This window comes from Streptomyces spongiae (genome assembly GCF_009377185.1).
GTDB classification, from domain to species: domain Bacteria; phylum Actinomycetota; class Actinomycetes; order Streptomycetales; family Streptomycetaceae; genus Streptomyces; species Streptomyces spongiae.
On sequence record NZ_VJZC01000312.1, the window covers coordinates 1 to 11,628 of the forward strand.

Annotated in this window: 12 protein-coding genes; 6 read left to right on the forward strand and 6 right to left on the reverse strand. The window is 70.4% G+C overall.

Going from position 1 to position 11,628, the window contains the following annotated elements:
- A partial coding sequence (locus tag FNH08_RS31705; RefSeq protein ID WP_152774971.1) for an MBL fold metallo-hydrolase occupies nucleotides 1-449 on the reverse strand: 449 nt, incomplete at its 3' end.
- A gap of 248 nt (nucleotides 450-697) precedes the next feature.
- Here FNH08_RS31705 and FNH08_RS31710 point away from each other — a divergent pair.
- Nucleotides 698-2,155, forward strand: coding sequence for an aldehyde dehydrogenase (locus FNH08_RS31710; protein ID WP_152774972.1), 1,458 nt, complete (start codon nucleotides 698-700; stop codon nucleotides 2,153-2,155).
- Nucleotides 2,156-2,157: 2 nt separating this feature from the next.
- Nucleotides 2,158-2,391 (forward strand): ferredoxin, encoded by a 234-nt coding sequence (locus FNH08_RS31715; protein WP_152774973.1) that lies wholly within the window; start codon nucleotides 2,158-2,160, stop codon nucleotides 2,389-2,391.
- Between the two features lie 17 nt (nucleotides 2,392-2,408).
- Here the strand turns inward: FNH08_RS31715 and FNH08_RS31720 are convergent, their stop codons facing one another.
- On the reverse strand, nucleotides 2,409-3,029 hold the full coding sequence (locus FNH08_RS31720) for a TetR family transcriptional regulator (protein WP_152774974.1): 621 nt from the start codon (nucleotides 3,027-3,029) through the stop codon (nucleotides 2,409-2,411).
- A 267-nt stretch (nucleotides 3,030-3,296) separates the two neighbouring features.
- On the opposite strand from FNH08_RS31720, the gene FNH08_RS31725 reads away from it, so the two are divergent.
- The 3 genes from FNH08_RS31725 to FNH08_RS31735 are packed head-to-tail and all read left to right on the forward strand — an operon-like array spanning nucleotide 3,297 to nucleotide 6,564.
- Nucleotides 3,297-4,727 (forward strand): glycosyltransferase family 4 protein, encoded by a 1,431-nt coding sequence (locus FNH08_RS31725; protein WP_322725839.1) that lies wholly within the window; start codon nucleotides 3,297-3,299, stop codon nucleotides 4,725-4,727.
- Nucleotides 4,721-5,500, forward strand: a complete 780-nt coding sequence (locus tag FNH08_RS31730; RefSeq protein WP_322725840.1) for a class I SAM-dependent methyltransferase — start codon at nucleotides 4,721-4,723, stop codon at nucleotides 5,498-5,500. Before FNH08_RS31725 ends, FNH08_RS31730 begins: the two co-directional genes overlap by 7 nt.
- On the forward strand, nucleotides 5,497-6,564 hold the full coding sequence (locus FNH08_RS31735; RefSeq protein WP_322725841.1) for a prenyltransferase/squalene oxidase repeat-containing protein: 1,068 nt from the start codon (nucleotides 5,497-5,499) through the stop codon (nucleotides 6,562-6,564). The genes FNH08_RS31730 and FNH08_RS31735 overlap by 4 nt, the downstream gene beginning before the upstream one ends.
- Nucleotides 6,565-6,684: 120 nt before the next feature.
- On the opposite strand, the gene FNH08_RS31740 is transcribed toward FNH08_RS31735, so the two are convergent.
- Complete coding sequence (locus FNH08_RS31740) at nucleotides 6,685-6,972, reverse strand: hypothetical protein (protein ID WP_152774980.1); 288 nt, start codon at nucleotides 6,970-6,972, stop codon at nucleotides 6,685-6,687.
- Between the two features lie 215 nt (nucleotides 6,973-7,187).
- On the opposite strand from FNH08_RS31740, the gene FNH08_RS31745 reads away from it, so the two are divergent.
- Nucleotides 7,188-8,345: an RNA-guided endonuclease InsQ/TnpB family protein gene (locus FNH08_RS31745; RefSeq protein WP_322725842.1), complete on the forward strand. Its 1,158-nt coding sequence runs from the start codon at nucleotides 7,188-7,190 to the stop codon at nucleotides 8,343-8,345.
- A 254-nt stretch (nucleotides 8,346-8,599) separates the two neighbouring features.
- On the opposite strand, the gene FNH08_RS31750 is transcribed toward FNH08_RS31745, so the two are convergent.
- The 3 genes from FNH08_RS31750 to FNH08_RS31760 all read right to left on the reverse strand — a co-directional run.
- The gene (locus FNH08_RS31750) at nucleotides 8,600-9,610 is read right to left on the reverse strand and encodes an LLM class F420-dependent oxidoreductase (RefSeq protein ID WP_152774975.1); all 1,011 of its coding nucleotides are present in this window, start codon (nucleotides 9,608-9,610) and stop codon (nucleotides 8,600-8,602) included.
- Nucleotides 9,611-9,717: 107 nt separating this feature from the next.
- Nucleotides 9,718-10,584, reverse strand: a complete 867-nt coding sequence (locus tag FNH08_RS31755) for a hypothetical protein (RefSeq protein WP_322725843.1) — start codon at nucleotides 10,582-10,584, stop codon at nucleotides 9,718-9,720.
- A 168-nt stretch (nucleotides 10,585-10,752) separates the two neighbouring features.
- On the reverse strand, nucleotides 10,753-11,628 hold an 876-nt coding region (locus tag FNH08_RS31760), incomplete at its 5' end, for an N-acetylmuramoyl-L-alanine amidase (protein WP_152774976.1).

Consider the following 11,628-nt stretch of genomic DNA (forward strand, 5'->3'; position numbering starts at 1 on the left):
AGGCCGGGCAGCGTGCGGGGCTCGGCGGTGCGCAGGGGCGCGATGTGCTCCTCGGGGGCGCCTGCGGCCGTGAGCTTGGCGGTCATGTAGGTGAACCAGCGGCCGGGCCGGGTCTCGCGCGTCCTGCGGACGATCGCGAGGTCCGCCTCGTGCATCGCGACCCAGGCGCCGGAGGCCTCCCGCACCAGGCCGGACAGACCGTGGTGGTCGGGGTGGTGGTGGGTGACGATCACGCCGAACAGCTCGCTGACGGACGTACCGCAGGCGGTCAGGCCCTCGGTGAGCGTGTCCCAGGAGGTCGGATCGTCCCAGCCGGCGTCGATCAGTACCGGGCCGCGGTCGGTGTCGACCACGTACACGAGCGTGTGGCCGAGGGGGTTGTCCGGGATGGGCACCTGGATGCTCCACACGCCCCCGCCGTGATCGGTCACCTGCGTCCCCGCCGCCATGGGCTCCCCAATCGCCGTGTCCGGGAACAACTATAACTAGAACATGTTTCGATGAGAGCCTGAGTCGACCACCCCTGTGTCTGCTCCTTGCCTGTTCCATCCGTGGACTCCTCCCACTGGAACTGGTATCAGTTCCCTATCTGATGGACCGTCAGGCAGCAGGCAGCAGGCAGCAGGCAGCAGGCAGCAGGCAGCAGGCAGCAGACGGCAGGGACAGAGAACGTACGTACCCGGGGAGGCAGTCGACCATGGCCGAGCTCGTGGAACACGGACAGCTGTTCATCGGCGGGGAGTTGACCGACCCCCTCGGCGAGGACGTCATCGAGGTGGTCTCGCCGCACACCGAGGAGGTCATCGGGCGCGTGCCGCACGCCTCCCGGGCGGACGTGGACCGGGCGGTGGCCGCCGCGCGCAGGGCGTTCGACGAGGGCCCGTGGCCGCGTACGACGCTCGACGAGCGCATCGAGGTGGTCACCCGGATCAAGGACGCGATAGCCATCCGCCACGAGGAGATCGCCCGTGTGATCTCCTCCGAGAACGGCACCCCGTACACCTCGTCGATCATGGTGCAGGCGCTCGCCTCGATGATGGTGTGGGACACGGCGATCACCACCGCGCGCGGCTTCACGTACGAGGAGAAGCGGGACGGCGTGCTCGGCAAACTGCTGGTGCGGCGGGAGCCCGTCGGGGTGGTCGCGGCCGTGGTGCCGTGGAACGTGCCGCAGTTCACCGCCGCCGCCAAGCTCGCGCCCGCACTGCTCGCCGGCTGCACCGCGGTCCTCAAGGTCTCGCCCGAAACCCCGCTGGACGCCTACCTGTTGGCGGAGATCGCCACCGAGGCGGGGCTGCCCGAGGGCGTGCTGTCGATCCTGCCCGCCGACCGCGAGGTCAGCGAGTACCTGGTGGGCCACGAGGGCGTCGACAAGGTGTCCTTCACGGGGTCGGTCGCCGCCGGAAAGCGGGTCATGGAGGTCTGCTCGCGCAACCTCACCCGCGTCACCCTCGAACTGGGCGGCAAGTCGGCCGCGGTGATCCTGCCGGACGCCGACGCGCAGACCGCCGTCGCCGGTATAGCCCCCTTCGCCTGGATGATCAACGGCCAGGCGTGCGTGGCCCAGACCCGCATCCTCGTCCCGCGCACCCGCTACAGCGAGTTCGCCGAGGCCTTCGCCGCCGTCGCGAGCGCGTTGAAGGTCGGCGACCCGCTCGACCCGGCCACGGAACTCGGCCCCCTGGTCGCCCGCCGCCAGCAGCAGCGCTCCCTCGACTACATCCGCGTCGGCCAGGAGGAGGGCGCCAAGCTCCTCACCGGCGGCGGGCGCCCGGCCGGTTTCGAGACGGGCTGGTACGTCGAGCCGACCCTCTTCGGCGATGTCGACAACTCCATGCGGATCGCCCGCGAGGAGATCTTCGGCCCGGTCATCTGCCTCATCCCGTACGGCGACGAGAGCGAGGCCGTGAAGATCGCGAACGACTCGGAGTACGGGCTGAGCGGCAGCGTGTGGACCGCTGACGTGGAGCGCGGCATCGAGATCGCCCGGCAGGTCCGTACCGGCACCTACTCCGTCAACACCTTCAGCCTCGACATGCTCGGCCCGTTCGGCGGCTACAAGAACTCCGGTCTGGGGCGGGAGTTCGGGCCCGAGGGGTACGGCGAGTACTTCGAGCACAAGATGATCCACCTGCCCGCGGGCTGGGAGGCGTAGGGATGGGTGACCGCTGGCACGTCGAGGTCGACCGCTCCCTGTGCATCGGCTCGGCCCAGTGCGTCCACCACGCCCCTGATGGCTTCCACCTCGACACGGCCCGTCAGTCCCACCCCGACGCCCCCGACACCGACGCCAACGAGAAGGTGCTGGAGGCGGCGGAGAGCTGCCCGGTGGAGGCCATCGCGATCACTCTGGCGGGAAGCGGGGAGGCGGTGTTTCCGCCCGAGGAGTGAGACGGGGGAAACACCCGTCAGTCACGGGGTGACGTCAGGTCGATCAACCGGCACACCGTCTCGATGTCGATCTTCACCTGGGCGATGGACGCCCGGCCGGAGAGCCAGGTGACGAGGGCCGAGTGCCAGGTGTGTTCGATGACGCGGACGGCGGAGAGCTGGTCGGGGGTGGGGTTCTCCAGGCCCATCGCGTCGAGGATGATCGCCGTGGTCTGGCGGGAGACCTGGTCGACCTCCGGGCTGACGCTGCGGTCCGCGAACGTCAGGGCGCGGACCATGGCGTCGGCCAGGTGCGGCTCGCGCTGCAGGGCGCGGAAGGCGCGCATCAGGGTCTCCGCCACCCGCTCCGCCGCCGTCTCGCCCGACGGCGGCTTCTTCCGCAGCGTGCCGTGCATGTGCTCCAGCTGGCTCTGCATCGTGGCGACCAGCAGATGGACCTTGGACGGGAAGTAGCGGTACAGCGTGCCGAGCGCCACCTGCGAGGACTCCGCGACCTCGCGCATCTGCACCGCGTCGAAACCGCCCCGGCTCGCCAACTGCGCGCTCGCGTGCAGGATGCGGCGCCGGCGCGCCTCCTGCCGCTCGGTGAGGGGAGGGGTGTCGGGCTGCGCTGCTGCTCGCGCGATACTGACTTCCATGGGTCCCGTTCCGTGGCGGTTCGGTGGTTCGGTGGTTCGGTGGGAGGGGCGACGCATCAGCATGGCAGTGCGTCCGGCGCCGCGCGAACCGGGTGGAACACGTGATTCCTGCCACCCGGTCGTGGCGCGAATCACCTGATCCACGGCCCACGGCGGGGCTACCTGCCGGTAGATTCGTAGCCTCTTGAACGATCAACTCTGAAACTTGTTCTAGATTACCGTCCCGGCGTACCCTCGCGGGAAAGTGCGGGGAGAAGGGGGCCCAGAGTGACCGCTGAGGCCAGGGAGGCGGGTCCCCAGGAGGGCCTTGCAGCCGACGGCATGCGACCGCTCAACATCGCGCTCCTCACCTATAAAGGGAACCCGTTCTGCGGGGGCCAGGGCGTGTACGTACGGCACCTCTCGCGCGAGCTCGCCCGCCTCGGACACCGCGTCGAGGTCATCGGCGCCCAGCCGTACCCCGTGCTCGACGAGGTCCACACCGACGGCCCCGGCGCGCTCTCCCTCACCGAGCTGCCCAGCCTCGACCTGTACCGCCATCCCGATCCCTTTCGCACCCCGAAGCGGGACGAGTACCGCGACTGGGTCGACGCCCTCGAGGTCGCCACGATGTGGACCGGCGGCTTCCCCGAGCCGCTGACCTTCTCCCTGCGCGCCCGCCGCCATCTGAGGGCCCGACGCGGCGAGTTCGACGTCGTGCACGACAACCAGACGCTCGGGTACGGCCTGTTGGGCGACGTCGGCGCCCCGCTCGTCACCACCATCCACCACCCCATCACCGTGGACCGGCAGTTGGAGCTGGACGCGGCCGAGGGCTGGAAGCGGCGGGCCTCCGTACGGCGCTGGTACGGCTTCACCCGCATGCAGAGGCGCGTGTCGCGCCGCCTGCCGTCCGTGCTCACCGTGTCGGGCACGTCCCGCCAGGAGATCGTCGACCACCTGGGCGTCGACCGGTCCCGTATCCACGTCGTCCACATAGGCGCCGACACGGACCTCTTCTCGCCCGACCCGTCCGTGCCGCAGGTGCCCGGCCGGATCGTCACCACCTCCAGCGCGGACGTCCCGCTCAAGGGCCTGGTCTTCCTCGTCGAGGCGCTCGCCAAGGTGCGCACCGAACACCCCCGCGCCCACCTCGTCGTCGTCGGCAAGCGCGCCGAGGACGGGCCCGTCGCGCAGGCCATCGAACGGTACGGCCTCGAAGGCGCCGTCGAGTTCGTGAAGGGCATCTCCGACGCCGAACTGGTCGACCTCGTACGGTCGGCCGAGGTGGCGTGCGTGCCGTCGCTGTACGAGGGGTTCTCGCTGCCGGCCGCCGAGGCGATGGCCACGGGGACGCCGCTGGTCGCCACCACCGGCGGGGCGATCCCGGAGGTCGCCGGTGCCGACGGTGAGACGTGCCTCGCGGTGCCACCCGGCGACGCGGGCGCGCTGGCCGCCGGGCTGAGCCGGCTGCTGGGCGACCGGGAGCTGCGCGTACGACTCGGCGCGGCCGGCCGGGAACGCGTGCTGTCCCGCTTCACCTGGGCCAAGGCGGCCGAGGGCACGGTGGCCCACTACCGCGAGGCCGTCGCCCGAGCCGGAGGCCAGGACGTACCCGCCGACGGAGCCGATGGAGCCGACGGAGCCGACGGTGTCGCCCCAACAGCCGCAGCAGTCGAAGTAGTCGAACCCCATCCCGAAAGCAGGGCCACGTGCTGACCGTCGACTTCTCCCGGTTCCCGCTCGCTCCGGGGGACCGTGTCCTGGACCTCGGCTGTGGTGCGGGACGGCACGCCTTCGAGTGCTACCGGCGGGGCGCCCAGGTGGTGGCGCTCGACCAGAACGGCGAGGAGATCCGCGAGGTCGCCAAGTGGTTCGCGGCGATGAAGGAGGCCGGGGAGGCCCCCGAGGGCGCCACCGCCACGGCGATGGAGGGCGACGCGCTGGCCCTGCCCTTCCCGGACGAGTCCTTCGACGTCGTGATCATCTCCGAGGTCATGGAGCACATACCCGACGACAAGGGCGTGCTCGCGGAGATGGTGCGCGTCCTCAAGCCGGGCGGCCGCATCGCCGTCACCGTCCCGCGCTACGGGCCCGAGAAGGTCTGCTGGTCGCTCTCCGACGCGTACCACGAGGTCGAGGGCGGCCACATCCGCATCTACAAGGCGGACGAGCTGCTGGCGAAGATGCGCGGGGCCGGCCTCCGCCCGTACGGCACCCATCACGCCCACGCCCTGCACTCGCCCTACTGGTGGCTGAAGTGCGCGTTCGGCGTCGACAACGACAAGGCGCTGCCGGTGCGGGCGTACCACAAGCTCCTGGTCTGGGACATCATGAAGAAGCCGCTGGCCACCCGGGTCGCCGAACAGGCGCTGAACCCGCTGATCGGCAAGAGCTTCGTGGCGTACGCGACCAAGCCGCACCTGCCGCGGCTTCCCGAGACCTCCGAGACCTCCGAGACCTCCGAGACCCACGAGGCGGCCGCCAAGTGACGACCCCCCGGACAGAACACCTCGTCCTGCCCGGGGTCCTCACGGCGCAGGAGGCCGCCGAGACGGTTCGCGGCATCCTCGCCGTGCAACGGGAGGACGGCGCCATCCCGTGGTTCCGCGGACACCACCTCGACCCGTGGGACCACACCGAGGCCGCCATGGCCCTGGACGCGGCGGGGGAGCACGACGCCGCCGAGCGGGCGTACGACTGGCTGCGCCGGCACCAGAACGAGGACGGCTCCTGGTACGCGGCGTACGCCGACGGCGACCCGGACGACGTCACGGACCGCAGCCGGGAGACCAACTTCGTCGCGTACGTGGCCGTGGGCGTCTGGCACCACTACCTCTCCACGGGCGACGACGCGTTCCTGGACCGTATGTGGCCGACCGTGTACGCGGCGGTGGAGTTCGTCCTGGGCCTCCAGCAGGCCGGCGGCCAGATCGGCTGGCGGCAGGACGACGACGGCACGGCCACCGCCGACGCGCTCCTCACCGGCTCGTCCTCCATCCACCAGGCCCTGCGCTGCGCGCTCGCCATCGCCGAACAGCGGGAAGAGCCCCAGCCGGACTGGGAGTTGGCGGCGGGTGCACTGCGGCACGCGATACGGCGCCACCCCGAGCGGTTCCTGAACAAGGACCGCTACTCGATGGACTGGTACTACCCGGTGCTGGGCGGGGCGTTGACGGGCCCGGAGGCCAAGTCCCGCATAGAGGAGGGCTGGGACCGTTTCGTGGTCCCCGGCTTCGGGGTCCGCTGTGTGGTCCCCAACCCGTGGGTGACCGGCGGTGAGTCGGCCGAACTCGCCCTGGCGCTCTGGGCGATGGGCGAGTCCGACCGTGCGCTGGAGATCCTCCAGTCGATCCAGCATCTGCGCGATGCGCGGACCGGTCTGTACTGGACGGGTTATGTCTTCCAGGACGGGGCGATCTGGCCGGAGGAACTCACGACGTGGACCGCGGGGTCACTGCTGCTGGCTGTGGCGGTGCTGGGGGGTGACGAGCCGACGTGTGCGGTGTTCGGTGGCGAGCGCCTGCCGCGCGGGCTTGATGCGGAGTGCTGCTAGGCGCCGTTGGGGTTTCTGTCCGTTGCTGGGTGCGGGTTCGTTGTGGCTGGTCGCGCAGTTCCCCGCGCCCCTGAAAGGCCCGCTCCGCGGGCCCCGACGGCCGCTCCTCGCGTACAGCGCTCAGTGCCTGTAGATGCGGTTCGCTACCGCGTGGCCCACCAGTAGGTAGACCACTGCCGCGAGGCCGTAGCCGGCGACCACTCGGGCCCAGGCCTCGTCGAAGGTGAACAGGTCGTGGGACCAGCCGGCGAGCCAGCGGGCCGTGTCGTGGATGAACTGCACGAAGTCGTTCGCGCGGTTCGCGTCCAGCAGGTACATCAGGATCCACAGGCCGAGGATGAAGGCCATCACGTCCGCGATGATCGCGATGATCCTCCCGGCCTGGGTGGAACGATAATGAGGGGACATGCCCTTCGGGTAGCCCTTGAAGCGCGGATGAAACACACGGGCGTAGTGCACCCCGTGATCGTGGGTGTTGTGCCGTCAGTTGTCTTACGAGGATGCCCTGGCGGCTGCCCGGTCGAGCCGGGGAATGCGAACAGCCGTCCTGTGGATCACCTGCTGTGGTGAGTGTCGGGTGAACGGCGGTTGTGTGTGCGGAAGTCGTACTACGGTCCGATGTCGTGAAGCTGGTCGTGCAGGTGAAGCTGGTGCCGACACCGGAGCAGGCGTCGGCACTGGAGGCGACCCTGCACGCTTGCAACCGGGCCGCCACCTACGCTTCGCAGGTTGCCTTCGCCAAGCACCTCAAAGACCGCAACGGTCTGCAGAAGGAGGTATACGCGGAACTGAAGGCCACGTTCGGGCTGTCGGCGCAGCCGGTGGTGAGGGTGGTGAAGAAGGTCGTCGACGCCTACGCCACTCTGAAAGCCAATCTTCAGGCCGGAAATCTGGGCCCGCCCACCTCCAAGCGGCACTGCAGGGCGGTCGGCTCGCCGATCGGCTTCCGCCCGGAGGCGGCCCAGCCGTTCGACGACCGTTGCCTGTCGTGGCAGTACGACGCGCGGACCGTCTCCGTCTGGACCGTCGACGGGCGGATGAAGGGCATCCGTTTCGCCTGCTCCCCTGACCAGCTGAAAACCCTGGTGCAGTACCGGAAGGGCGAGAGCGACCTCGTCCAGCGCGGCAGGAAGTGGTTCTTGATCGCCACCTGCGACATCCCTGACCCGAAGGTGTACGAACCTGCCGATTGGATCGGGGTCGACCGGGGCATCGTGAACCTGGCCACCACCTCTGACGGCGCCAACCACCAGGGCCGCCGCCTGTCCCGCTACCGGCGCTGGCAGGCCCGCAAACGCGCCGAACTCCAGCAGAAGCAGACCCGCTCGGCCACTCGCCGCCTCGCCCGCCGCGCACAGAAGGAACGCCGCCATGCCACCCATGTGAACCATCGGATCAGTAAGGAGATCGTGTCCGTTGCCCAACGCACCGGTCGTGGCATCGCCGTCGAGGCACTCGGCGGGATCCGCGAGCGGGTACGGCTACGCGGCGACCAGCGGGGCACCCTCTCCTCCTGGCCCTTCCATCAGCTCGGACATCACCTCGCCTACAAAGCCCGTAAGGCCGGGGTGCCGTTCATGGAGGTGGACGCGGCCTATACCTCGCAGCGCTGTCCGCGCTGTGGGCACACCGAGCGGGCCAACCGGCCCGACCGGGACCATTTCCGCTGTCGTCGGTGCGGGCTCGCTGGCCCCGCCGATGTCGTCGCCGGGGTCAACGTGCGCGACCGCGCACGCTCGGCGTGGGCATTCGTCACCATGCCCGTCCCGCACCCGGGCTGACCGGAGAGGGAGATGCGACCCGTGACCGTCCTGTCGTAGGGGGCAGTCGGGAGCGCGACGAGGTGTGAACGACCGAGCCAACAAGCTCGGCCGTCCACGGCCGAGAAGGTGACGTCCTACGTGCAGAAGAACGAGCCCGACGGCACCTTCCGGGCCCGCTGCCTGGGCAAGATGACCGGCTGGCACCCGGACTCCGGCGAGGTCACCCTGGAAGCCATCGCCATCTTCCGCTGACCGGTACTTCCGCTGACCGGTCAGGAGTTGAGCTCCGCCATCACCCGCAGCGTGGTCCGGTCCGGGGCCAGGAGCAGCAGGTCCGTCACCGGGCCCTTGCGCCACGACTCCAGGCGCTCGGCGATCCGTTCCCGTGGGCCGACCAGGGAGATCTCGTCGGCGAAGGCGTCCGGTACGGCCAGCACGGCCTCCTCGCGCCGGCCCTCCAGGAACAGTTGCTGGATGCGCCGCGCCTCCTCCTCGTACCCCATGCGCGCCATGAGATCGGCGTGGAAGTTGCGCTTGGCGTGGCCCATACCGCCGATGTAGAACCCGAGCATCGTCTTCACCGGCAGCAGCCCCTCGGCCACGTCGTCGCAGACCTGGGCGCGGGCCATGGGGGCGACGAGGAAGTTCTCGGGCGCTTCCCCGAGGGAGGCCTCGTACACCTCCGTGCGCGTCGGCGACCAGTACAGCGGGAGCCAGCCGTCCGCGATGCGCGTCGTCTGCGCGATGTTCTTCGGGCCCTCCGCGCCCAGCAGGATGGGCAGATCGGAGCGCAGGGGATGGGTGATCGGCTTCAGGGGCTTGCCGAGGCCCGTGCCGTCCTCGCCGCGGTACGGGTGGGAGTGGAAGCGCCCGTCCAGCGCGACGGGGGCCTCACGCCGGAGCACCTGCCGTACGACGTCGACGTACTCCCTGGTCGCGGTGAGCGGCGACGACGGGAACGGGCGCCCGTACCACCCCTCGACGACCTGCGGGCCGGACAGCCCGAGGCCGAGCATCATCCGGCCGCCGGAGAGATGGTCGAGCGTGAGAGCGTGCATCGCGGTGGTCGTGGGGGAGCGGGCCGCCATCTGGGCAACGGCCGTGCCCAGCCTGATCCTTGACGTCTGCGCCGCGATCCAGGTCAGCGGGGTGAAGACGTCCGAGCCCCACGACTCCGCCGTCCACACCGAGTCGTAGCCGAGCCGCTCGGCCTCCTGCGCGAGCGGGACGTGGTCCGCCGAGGGGCCGCGGCCCCAGTAGCCGAGTGCGAGACCGAGCCGCATGCGCCTACCTCCTGACGATTCGTCAGATCAGCCTGACCGGGAGGTGACTGTACGGCAACGGCCCCCTGCCCGGAAGGGCAAGGGGCCGTACGCGAACCGCCAGGTACTCAGCCGCGCTGGATACCGCTCGTGTCCTGGAGGACACCCCGGCGACCGTCCTGCGTCTGCGCGACCAGCGCCGGACCGCGCTGCTCGACCGCCAGGTACCAGGTGCCCGGCGCCAGCTCGGCGATCGTCGACCGCGAGCCGTCCTCCGCGAACAGCGGCCGCGGCACCGGCACCGCGAACCAGAACGGCGAGAAGTCGCTCGCCGGCGGCTGCGGGGCCTGCGGCGCCTGGGCCTGCTGCGGCTGGGCGCCACCGTACGGCTGACCCTGCTGCGGCTGGCCCTGCTGCGGCTGCCCCGGCTGGGGCTGTCCGCCGAAGGGCTGCCCCGGACCCGGCTGCTGGGCGCCCGGGTAACCGTAACCACCGGGCGGCTGCGCGCCGTACGGCTGCGGGGCCTGCGGGCGCGGGGCCGGGACGAGGGCGCCCTTCAGGGCGGGGACGAGGGGGGTGGCGACGGCCCCACCGGCCATGATGAGGGTGGCGATGAAGGCGATGATCAGGCCGGTGCCGGGGCTGACGCCGATGTCCGAGCTGCTGCCGTTGTCGGCTCCGCCCATCACGTCGAAGAGGTTGCCCAGCGCGCTCCACGCGGCGAAGATCGTGAAAGCGACGCCGAACTGACCGAGGTCGAGGCCGACGACCTTGGGCGGCTGCGGCAGACCCTTGGAGACGACGACGAGAGCGGCGCCGATGATCCCCGCCAGGACGACGCTGAGCAGAACCGGCCCGCTCCCCCAGAGGTTCGGGAGGTCGGCGCTGTCGGAAGCCCCGTCGACGGAGTAGAGGTCGAGGAACGACGCGATCAACAGCAACACCGCTGCTCCGATCACCACGCCGTCGCCTCTAGTGAGGGAGCGGATATTCACTTCAAGGTCCTTCGCGGTCGTCTCGTCATCGGTGGAGGCGTCGCCGACACCAGGTCGCCGTGCGGCCGTGGTGTGAAGCGCAGGGGTGGCCCCTCATCGTAGGGACGACACTATCGTCCGACCGGTGAGGGTGTCCGCCGGGACCAGCCCGCTGACCGCGGCTCCCCTTCACTTGCGCAGGAAAAGCACAATTCCCTCAGAGATCCCCTGCGCCGCCTTCTGCCGCCAGGCACCGCTGGTGAGGAGTGCCGCGTCCTTGCTATCGCGCATGTTGCCGCACTCGATGAACACCTTGGGAACCGTTGACAGATTGAGACCGCCCAGGTCCTGACGCGTGACGAGACCGGTGCCGCCGCCGACGTAGTTGGAGGGCGGACTGCCCGTGTTGCGGAGGAACCTGCCCGCGACCGCCTCGCCCAGGTCCCGGGAGGGGGCGACGATCGGCCGGGTGTCGGCGCCGCCGGAGTTCACGGCGCCCGGCAGGATCACATGGAAGCCGCGGTTCCCGGCGCCCGAGCCGTCCGCGTGGATGGACACGGCGGCGTCGGCCTTCGCCGTGTTCCCGATACGGGCCCGCTCGTCGATGCACGGCCCCCACGCACGGTTCCCGTCCTGCGTGAACTTCACCGTGGCGCCCTCCGCTTCGAGGATCTTCCGTGCCCGCCGCGCCACGTCGAGCGTGAAGTCGGCCTCCCGGTAGCCGGAGTTGGTGGAGGTCCCCGTGGTGTCGCACTCCTTCGAGTTCGTACCGATGTCCACCTTGCGGTTGATCTCGGCGGTGTGCTGGAAGTTGCCCGGGTTGTGACCCGGGTCGATGACGACGACCTTGCCGGAGAGAGGGCCCGAAGCGGCGGGAGCGGAGGACGAGCCGGAAGCCGAGGCGCCGGGCTCCTTCCCGTCGTCGCTCGGCCGGGTGGAGGTGGACTTCTCCGAGGGCGCGGACGTCTTCGCCGAGTTGCCGGGGGAGCCGCTCGAGGAAGAGGAAGAGGACGAGGCCGCTGCCGACGTGCTGCCGGACCCGCCCCCGTCTCCCGAGCGCCCCGT

Coding starts and splice junctions, on each gene's coding strand:
- FNH08_RS31750 (WP_152774975.1), bottom strand. CDS start 9,610: ATGCGGCTCGGTCTCGCACTCGGCTACTGGGGCCGCGGCCCCTCGGCG.
- FNH08_RS31715 (WP_152774973.1), top strand. CDS start 2,158: ATGGGTGACCGCTGGCACGTCGAGGTCGACCGCTCCCTGTGCATCGGC.
- FNH08_RS31710 (WP_152774972.1), top strand. CDS start 698: ATGGCCGAGCTCGTGGAACACGGACAGCTGTTCATCGGCGGGGAGTTG.
- FNH08_RS31740 (WP_152774980.1), bottom strand. CDS start 6,972: ATGTCCCCTCATTATCGTTCCACCCAGGCCGGGAGGATCATCGCGATC.
- FNH08_RS31720 (WP_152774974.1), bottom strand. CDS start 3,029: ATGGAAGTCAGTATCGCGCGAGCAGCAGCGCAGCCCGACACCCCTCCC.